Raw genomic sequence first — 7741 nt, forward strand, 5'->3', positions numbered from 1 at the left:
AGTTTCCTGGGCAAAGGTGCCTCTTAGCTGCTGGCAGTGGTCGTCGATGGCACCTGGATGGGTGTTTTCAAACCAGGCACAAACTTGCTCCATGCCGCGCTCTGCACAATGGGCGTGCAAGCATTTGAAACCGGGTGGCCTGCCAGAAAAGATGACGGTGTCGCTGCCAGCCTCGCCTTTGAGATCGCCGGAGTGCTCGTGTTCCCAGGGGCAACGAACCGCCCACTTGGATTGATCGGGATCGAGGCAGTCGCCCAACCGGTCGGCGCTGCGGAACAGTGCGAGAATGTTCAGTGTGGCGAGATCACCCTTGAAGGCGGTCCACCAGGTTTTGTCTTTTTTGCCAGGGGTGGTAGACTCGCTTTTCGAAGCGGGGTGCTCGAAGCCAAAGACGGTGTTGAGGTCAGCCCAGCGAACTTCGGGAATTGGGCCGGTCACTTCCCAGGTGTAGCGATGGCCAGTGCGATGAATGGAAGGCGCGACAACGAGGTTAAAGCCATTGAGATAGAGCTCGGCGCTCACCTTGGCGTTGATTTGCACGGTTGGTGGTTTGCGCGACTTGAGGAGGTGCAGTGGGAGATCGCGGCAGATGAAATGCAGATGCGCGCCGCCACCGGTGCGCTCACGCGGCACGTCGGCAAGGCGGGAATGTTCCGCAAGCCAGGCGCGGACCGAATCGCCTGAGTCCGCCTTGCTGTCTAGGTCCACGGCCACGAAGGGCGGACGCACCACGACGCCCAGATTGTTGGAGGTATGAGGACCGAAGACTTTCGCAAGGTCGGCAGTGGTGACATCGGAGGCCTTGTGATCACGCCACCCCTTGCAGGCGGGCTTCTTGCCGCGTTCTTTGTCGTCGCCCTTGTCCGGCGGATAAAGCTGATGCACGGCCCAACCGAGTTCTTCAAGGTAGTAGCGTGAAGCAGTCAGCCGATCCCAATCATTGATGGCGGCCGGGATTTGGAAGCTGCCGCCAACAGTGGAAGCAAGAATGGAAGCAAATGGATACTTACTTCCATTCGCCTCAACTTTGCTTCCACTCGAAATGGAAGCAGACACTGTTTTGCTTCTATTTGCTTCCTGTCTGCTTCCATCCGAAATGGAAGCAGAGAGTGCCTTGCTTCCATTTGCTTCCTGTCTGCTTCCATTTGCTTCCACTCCAAAGGAAGCAACACCGCCGTTTTGCTTCCATTTGTCGCGTGCCGCTTTCTTGAAAAGCGTGGAGATGGACACGGCGAACCGCTCCGCCACGGCGCGAAGCGATTCTCCCGTCTGCTCGTAATGAGCGCGGATCTTGGGCCAGTCGGGTTTCATGGCCGCACCTCCTTTGCCTGCTCATCGGCCATGGCCTCGATGTGGGCCCGAAGCGAGGCGAGCGAGATCAATCGGGTGCCCCGGAGTTTCTTCGGTCCGCGAAGTGCCGCCGAGCGCACCTTGCCTTCATGAATCAGCAGATAAATCTTCGGCTTGGAAATGCCGAACATCCGCTTCACATCAGTCACCCGCAGCCACTCGGGTTCGCCGGCTTGTGCATTGGGTATGGGCTTCTTGTCGCATGGTTTTTTGTTCATGCGCGCAACTTGCCAGACTGGCCCGTTGCAAGGTTTTGAGCCGTCTTTGCAAGACTAGCCACGCTGCTTGCAAGGCGGCAATCCGTTCATGTCAGAACTTGATACCGACTTGCGAGATTCCTGACCGGATTTGCCAGATTTTTCCGGCTGATGGGTCAAGAGTTTTTTTTGACTTTGCGCGATTTTTCTGGCCGGGATTTCCGCGCTGAGCCTTTTTTAACTCCACCGCTCCGGTAGTATTTCGCATTCCTGGGGCAGTGCGGCGCAAGTCGTCTGGCCAGGGTCCAGAAATCTGCGCGGTCTTTTATCGGGAACGACGACTGGACTTCGTCCACCAACGGCCGCCCGGTGGCTTTCCGCAGGTAATTCTCCAGCCTCAGCAGGAATTCCCGTCTCCTCTCGCGGCTGTATTCACCGCTGATTAATCGAACTGCCGCATCCAAATCGACTGGATAGGTTGAAGGTTCGCTTATCAATTCGGCACCGGGGAAATCTTTGTCGTGATGAACTGGTGACGCGAGCGCAACTGCGGCACCTGTGTTCACATCGAACGCGAGATGGAGGCCGTTGCTCTCGAGTGGGGTCAAGCTTTTGCACTTCTTCCAGGCCCGCATCAACAGCGTTGCCGCGCCGTCGACATCAGGCTCCGTCTTCCCCTTCAATTGAGCCAGACGCACGGCAAGATCAGCAACTTCAAATGCAGTGGCGAACGGCTTGTCTGCCACTTCGAGTTCCAATGCCTCGGGGCTGTCCTTGGGGTGGGGGCCGAGCAGTATGCGCATTCCGCTTCTTTGGCCCGGTCTGGTTCCTGATCAAATGCAAAATCCCTGACTCATGTCTCGACCGCGGCAGCTGCACATCCTGCGAAACCCTGCGGCAATCTCATGCAAATCTAATGCAAACCCTCGTGCATCCTCGCGAATTCTTGCGGCCTTTGGAAAGTCCTGCTACGCTGGAAGCCTCATGAATACGAGGAATCACGCATCATCTACGGTTCCTCAATCAGATGCAGCGGCTGCTGTATTGCTCGCCCTTGCTGGCCATCCGCACTTCCACGAGTGCGGCCCCGTTGAAGTCAAGTCTGGGTGGACAAACATGCCGCCTGTTTTGTCCCATTCGCAGCTATGAGGTCAGGTAGTTCAAGGTCCGGTCTGCCATGCCTTCTCGAACCGCTGCAAAGCTCTGTCCGCATGGCATTTTTTTTGTTCGTCCCCGGATGGAGTTTTACCGCGCTGAATCCGCTCTCATCATGGAGATACTGCGGAGCATTACTCCACTGGTCGAGCGGATGTCAGTAGATGAAGCATACCTGGACGTCAGTGAAATGGGGGATGAAGTAGCGTTGGCTCGCGAGATCAAACAACGCATCAAAGAGGAACGTGGACTCACATCAAGCATTGGGGTGAGCTGCAACAAGTTCCTCGCCAAGCTGGGGAGTGGTTTTCAAAAGCCGGCTGGACTGACGGTCATTCGTGACGAGGAAAAGGTGGAGTTCTTGAAACCTCTGCCGGTCGGAGCAAGTCACGGTGTCGGACCGGTCACAGCTCAAGCACTCCAGGCCAAAGGAATTCAAACCATTGGTGACCTGCAAAACACCAACCTCGATCTTGAATCCGTTGTTGGTTCATTTGCCGGCACACTGAAACAACGTGCCTTGGGGATTGATGATCGGCCGGTGGATCTGAGTGATGAACGAAAGAGCATCAGTGCCGAAACCACCTTTTTAACCGACACAGACACCGGCCAACATTGCGTGTAGCTCTCAAGGAAATGGCGTCTGATGTAGCCCAAACGCTCGATGCTGAAGGTGTCGCAGCACTTACGGTCCAAGTGAAAGTGAGGTATAGCGATTTCACCACGTTCACCCGCCAAATCCGTCTTCAAGAACCTGCCACGACCGCGGTTGAGATTTACCACCTGGCCTGCTTCCTTTTGGCAAAAAATCAATTGGTGAAGCGTCCATTGAGGTTGCTGGGGATCGGTCTTTCCACGCTGGTTCCGCCCACACGAGATCAATTTCTGCTGCCGCTTTGAACTGGTGAAGGGGCTGAAGATTCGTTCTCTCGGTGGCGAAGGTGTTAAAGAAATAGGATTTGCCGAAGTGAAGCGGCCTCTCGAAGACCCAGCAATGCCCGCAAATAAGTGATCAAACCTGCGACATCAATCCTCAAACCACCGCTTCACGGACTCGGGGCTGAAGCGCACCAGATGCCCGAGTTTGCGAAAAGGCAGCCCCTTCTGCTCGCGCAGCGTGGTGACATGGCGGACGCTGCATCGCGCATAGCGGGCAACGTCATCAATGGTCCAAAGGGAGGTTTCAGGTGGAATGGCGGACTGAGGCTCAGGGGAGGTTTGTGGCGTATTCATCGCCATGGATGACGTGTCAACGCCAGCACCTACATTGCCACGCAAATGAATGCAGTTCGTTGCGCAACTGGTTGATGGGACAACTATTCTAGCACCTCTTGATTTGTGGATTGGTTGCACCCTTACACACCCTCGCAGATATTTGCAGGAGGTTTGGGATGTGGCAGGACAAATTATGACAGCAGCACTTCAGATTCCCGCTAATTCTCGCCAGACCCAGAAAACCCGATTCTGCGAAGTTACTCCTGAAATCAACGGTTTCAGAGCGCATCGGCAAGAATCTCCCCCGCCAGAACTCCATTGCCAATCGAAGCTACTGAGAAGTCGGCGGCGACGCGCCCAAGACAGGCCCAGACGGCAGGCGAATGCTCATGAGATGCGCGATAATGTCCCAACGCTGTTCTTCCGTGAGAACCTTGTCGAAGCTAACCATTGGCGTGCCGTTCAGTCCGGTGGCGAGAACCCGAAAAATGTCCGCAGGCGAGTCACCACACCTCGGATGCGGCAGGCGCAGGTCGGAAGGAGCGGCCGGCAAGCCCCAGATGTCCTTCAAAGCCATGGCCGCAGGCCCTTTGCCATCTGCCTTCTCTCCATGACATGCGGCGCAATTTGTGGCGAAGAGTTTTTGGCCGGATTGCGCGTGGACTTTGATATCCACAGGCTTTTTGAACCACGCAGGCGGCGGCGGCAGGGACACAGCGGGCGAGTGATTTTCCGCCTTGCGCCAGCGGCGGGAGAAGGACTTCACATAGGTAATAACGGCATCCACTTCCTCAGACGAAAGGTGGCTGAACATGCCCATGGCGGTGCCGCTAAGGCCGCGAGTGATGGTGCGGCGCAGATCGTCGTCCGTGGGCAGCATGCCATGCGGCGTGGTGCGGAATTTGAACATGCCTTCGCGAAAAGAGCGCGGCTTGGGACTCAGCGTGGGACTCATCTCGCCATTGCCATCGCCACGCGGCCCGTGGCAGACGATGCAGTTGCGCTCATAAACATACTTACCCTGCATGTAGAGGTTGAAATTCAGCGGCTCCACAGGATCTGCCGCCGTCAGGGCAGAGGCGATGGCGAGCAGGGCGAATGAGGCGTGGATTTTCACCCGTACTTCATCGCGCTGAAAAGGAGCGGAGACCATACGGTTCTTGCCAAACGCTGTGCGAGAGCTGCCGCAAAGGCAGCTTGCACGCAGGCGGGCGTCTGCCATTTTGGTCTCCCACCACACCACGTCATGCCGAAAAAAGCCGCCTCCAAAGAATCCCTTCACCGCAAACACAGCGCCATCGTCGTCGATGGTGCGGAGCGCGCCGCCAGCCGCGCGATGCTGCACGCCGTGGGCTTCAAGCGCGAGGACTTCAAGAAGTCGCAGATCGGCATCGCCAGCACCTGGAGCATGGTGACGCCGTGCAACATGCACATCGACCGCCTCGCCAAGGAATCCGCGAAGGGCGTGGATGCTGCGGGTGGCAAGAGCGTCATCTTCAACACCATCACCATCTCCGATGGGATCTCGATGGGCACCGAGGGCATGAAGTACTCGCTCGTGTCACGTGAGGTCATCGCGGACTCCATCGAAACCGTCGTCGGCTGCGAAGGACTCGACGGCTATGTCGCCATCGGTGGTTGTGACAAAAACATGCCCGGCTGCATGATTGCCATCGCCCGCATGAACCGCCCGGCGGTCTTTGTCTATGGTGGCACCATCCTCCCCGGCTGTGTCGGCGTGGAGAAGAAGGACGCGGACATCGTCACCGTCTTTGAAGCCGTCGGTAAGCACGCCAACTGCCTCATCAGCGACAAGGAACTGATCGACATCGAAGAGCATTCCATCCCTGGCGAAGGAAGCTGCGGGGGCATGTACACGGCCAACACAATGGCCAGCGCCATCGAAGCCATGGGCATGAGCCTTCCCAACAGTGGTGCCCAGGCTGCCGTGAGCAGCGACAAGCTCATCGACTGCTTCGACGCCGGGGCGGCCGTCATGAACATGATCAAACGCGGTATCACGCCCCGAGACATCATGACGAAAGAGGCCTTTGAAAATGCCATCACGCTCATCATCACGCTCGGCGGCAGCACGAACGCCGTGTTGCATCTCATCGCCATGGCGCATGCAGCAGGCGTGAAACTCGGCATTGATGACTTCACCCGCATTGGCAAAAAGGTGCCCGTGCTCGGCGACCTCAAGCCCAGCGGCAAATACTTCATGAATGACCTCGTGAAGATCGGCGGCACTGTGCCGCTGATGCGCATGCTCATTGCCGAAGGCCTCATGCACGGCGACTGCCTCACCGTCACCGGCAAGACAATGAAGGAGAACATGAAAAACTCCAAGATCGTGTGGCCGAAGAGCCAGACCATCGTGCGTCCGCTGAGCGACCCGATCAAGAAAGACAGCCATCTCGTCGTCTTCAAGGGCAACCTCTGCCCCGAAGGCGCTGTGGGCAAGATTTCCGGCAAGGAAGGACTCAAGTTCGAAGGCAAGGCCATCGTGTTCGAATCCGAGGAAACCGCGCTCCAGGCCATCCTGAATGACAAGGTCAAGAAGGGCCACGTCATCGTCGTGCGCATGGAAGGCCCGAAGGGCGGCCCCGGCATGCGCGAGATGCTCTCGCCCACCTCCGCTATTATGGGCAAGGGTCTGGGCAAAGATGTCGCCTTCATCACCGACGGTCGTTTCAGCGGCGGCAGCCACGGCTTCGTCGTCGGTCACGTCACGCCCGAGGCCTTCGTTGGTGGTCCGATTGCCGTCATCAAGAATGGCGACCCGATCGCAATCGACGCGGAAACACGACAGATCACCCTCGGCATCCCCGCCAAGGAGCTTAAAGACCGCCTCGCCAAGTGGAAGCAGCCAAAGCCGCGCTACACCCGCGGTGTGCTGGCAAAGTTCGCCAAGCTCTGCTCCAGCGCCAGCGAGGGCGCGGTGACGGATTTGGGGCTATGAGGCAGCGTCTTTTAGGATGCACTCTGCGGACGAGGGCGTCCGCGCTCCGCAGGGTTACTCCGGCACGATGATCTGGTCCTCGGGCTCGAGCTTGATGTCGCGAGCCGGGTTGGCGCTGATATCCTTGAGATTGACTTCGGTGGTGACGCCGTTGCGCAGGAGCTTGGTCTTGCTGGGCTTGGCGAAGGGCGTGAACCCACCGGCGGCACCGACAGCCTTGAGGATGGTCATGCCGGAATTCCATGGTATGGGACCGTTTTTCGCGCAGCCACTGATGACATAGACCATGCGAGCGGTGGCGGCGCTGTCATCGGTGGAGACGGTGACGGTGGGACGGGTGTAAATCTCGCGAGCGATGTAGGTCTGCTCGATGGTTCGCTGAAGCGTGGAGGGCTTCATGCCTGCGGCACGAACCTCGCCAATGTAGAGGAGATTGACGCTGCCGTTGTCGCTGATGGTGTACACCTTGCTGATCTGGGCGACCTCACTGTCTGGAATACCCCCAATCGAAATGGAGACGCGGTCGTTGGCCTTGAGTGGCAGCTCGCCGCTCTGCGCAAGCAAGGCGGCAGGCAGAAGCAGCATGGCAGCAAGACTGAGGAGAATTGGGCGCAGGTTCATGAGCGTGGCTGATTTGAATTAAAAAACATCGTCGCCCTCACCTCGTGAGACAGGGCGGGTGGAGGGAAGAGCGGTGGCCGTGGTCTCGGTCTTGACCCTGCGGCGTCGCGCTTTGCCTCCAGAACCGTCGGGCGAGTTGGTGGGCGAGTAATAGGTGTAGTAGCTGGTGTAATATTGATACTGCGCGTCGCTGCGCAGATCAACGTTGTTGAGGACAACACCGACGACCTTGCCTCCAGCG

The 7741-nt window shown here is 57.7% G+C and carries 9 protein-coding genes and 1 pseudogene; 3 read left to right on the forward strand and 7 right to left on the reverse strand.

Annotation, left to right across the window (positions count from 1 at the left end; genetic code table 11):
* From ACILSI_RS26330 to ACILSI_RS26340, 3 genes are all read right to left on the reverse strand, one after another.
* Positions 1 to 1311 (reverse strand): bifunctional DNA primase/polymerase (locus ACILSI_RS26330; RefSeq protein WP_395724909.1); only part of this gene is annotated, 1311 nt, incomplete at its 3' end.
* Positions 1308 to 1568, reverse strand: a complete 261-nt coding sequence (locus ACILSI_RS26335) for a helix-turn-helix domain-containing protein (protein WP_395724910.1) — start codon at positions 1566 to 1568, stop codon at positions 1308 to 1310. The genes ACILSI_RS26330 and ACILSI_RS26335, both read right to left, overlap by 4 nt.
* 155 nt (positions 1569 to 1723) lie before the next feature.
* Positions 1724 to 2350, reverse strand: coding sequence for a hypothetical protein (locus ACILSI_RS26340; RefSeq protein ID WP_395724911.1), 627 nt, complete (start codon positions 2348 to 2350; stop codon positions 1724 to 1726).
* Positions 2351 to 2724: 374 nt separating this feature from the next.
* Between ACILSI_RS26340 and ACILSI_RS26345 the strand changes: the two genes are divergently transcribed.
* Both ACILSI_RS26345 and ACILSI_RS26350 read left to right on the forward strand, forming a co-directional pair.
* Positions 2725 to 3327: a Y-family DNA polymerase gene (locus ACILSI_RS26345; RefSeq protein ID WP_395724912.1), complete on the forward strand. Its 603-nt coding sequence runs from the start codon at positions 2725 to 2727 to the stop codon at positions 3325 to 3327.
* A gap of 11 nt (positions 3328 to 3338) precedes the next feature.
* Complete coding sequence (locus tag ACILSI_RS26350; RefSeq protein WP_395724913.1) at positions 3339 to 3602, forward strand: hypothetical protein; 264 nt, start codon at positions 3339 to 3341, stop codon at positions 3600 to 3602.
* Between the two features lie 126 nt (positions 3603 to 3728).
* Here ACILSI_RS26350 and ACILSI_RS26355 read toward each other — a convergent pair whose 3' ends face one another.
* Both ACILSI_RS26355 and ACILSI_RS26360 read right to left on the reverse strand, forming a co-directional pair.
* Positions 3729 to 3935, reverse strand: coding sequence for a helix-turn-helix domain-containing protein (locus tag ACILSI_RS26355; RefSeq protein WP_395724914.1), 207 nt, complete (start codon positions 3933 to 3935; stop codon positions 3729 to 3731).
* Positions 3936 to 4248: 313 nt separating this feature from the next.
* Positions 4249 to 5139, reverse strand: coding sequence for a c-type cytochrome (locus tag ACILSI_RS26360; protein WP_395724915.1), 891 nt, complete (start codon positions 5137 to 5139; stop codon positions 4249 to 4251).
* Between the two features lie 24 nt (positions 5140 to 5163).
* Here ACILSI_RS26360 and ilvD point away from each other — a divergent pair, with 24 nt between their 5' ends.
* Positions 5164 to 6879 carry a dihydroxy-acid dehydratase gene (gene ilvD / locus ACILSI_RS26365; protein ID WP_395724916.1) on the forward strand — a complete coding sequence of 572 codons (1716 nt, stop codon included), beginning with the start codon at positions 5164 to 5166 and terminating at the stop codon, positions 6877 to 6879.
* Between the two features lie 54 nt (positions 6880 to 6933).
* Here ilvD and ACILSI_RS26370 read toward each other — a convergent pair whose 3' ends face one another.
* On the reverse strand, positions 6934 to 7500 hold the full coding sequence (locus ACILSI_RS26370; protein WP_395724917.1) for a polysaccharide biosynthesis/export family protein: 567 nt from the start codon (positions 7498 to 7500) through the stop codon (positions 6934 to 6936).
* Positions 7501 to 7518: 18 nt separating this feature from the next.
* Positions 7519 to 7741: pseudogene (locus ACILSI_RS26375) on the reverse strand (hypothetical protein); the annotation flags it as partial.

Origin of the sequence: Prosthecobacter sp. (genome assembly GCF_044232965.1) — a bacterium.
GTDB lineage: Bacteria > Verrucomicrobiota > Verrucomicrobiia > Verrucomicrobiales > Verrucomicrobiaceae > Prosthecobacter.